This is a genomic window from Streptomyces sp. NRRL S-920, from assembly GCF_000717945.1.
GTDB classification, from domain to species: Bacteria; Actinomycetota; Actinomycetes; order Streptomycetales; family Streptomycetaceae; genus Streptomyces; species Streptomyces alboniger.
Map to the genome: position 1 here is coordinate 1 of NZ_JODF01000169.1, position 322 is coordinate 322.

The 322-nt window shown below is 71.1% G+C and carries 1 pseudogene; it reads right to left on the reverse strand.

Annotated elements, in window-relative coordinates:
- Positions 1–322 (reverse strand): annotated as a pseudogene (locus IG54_RS0137365) (hypothetical protein); the annotation flags it as partial.

The following is a 322-nucleotide window of genomic DNA, read 5'->3' on the forward strand; positions in this document are numbered from 1 at the left end:
GCGGTCCCCAGCGCAGACTGGGGGATGTGGGGGAAGGCGGCGCGGGTGCGCAGGGCGATCTCGGCTGAGCGCCGGATCTCGGGGTGCTTCGCCAGCAGGGCCTTGGACTCTGCGGTGGTGGGGCTGATGCGGCGCGTGAACTTCCTGTCGCCCTGCTGCCAGGTCCAGACCCTGCGGAGTATGGCCGCGACCGTGGTCGCATTCGGCTCATCCGCCAGGGACAAGGCGTCTGCCGTGGTGCGCCGCAGGCCGGAGTCCATCGTGGCCTGCGTCTCCGGGGGCAGCCCTCCGACGATGAAGGTGGTGACCGGCTCGTTCGCCT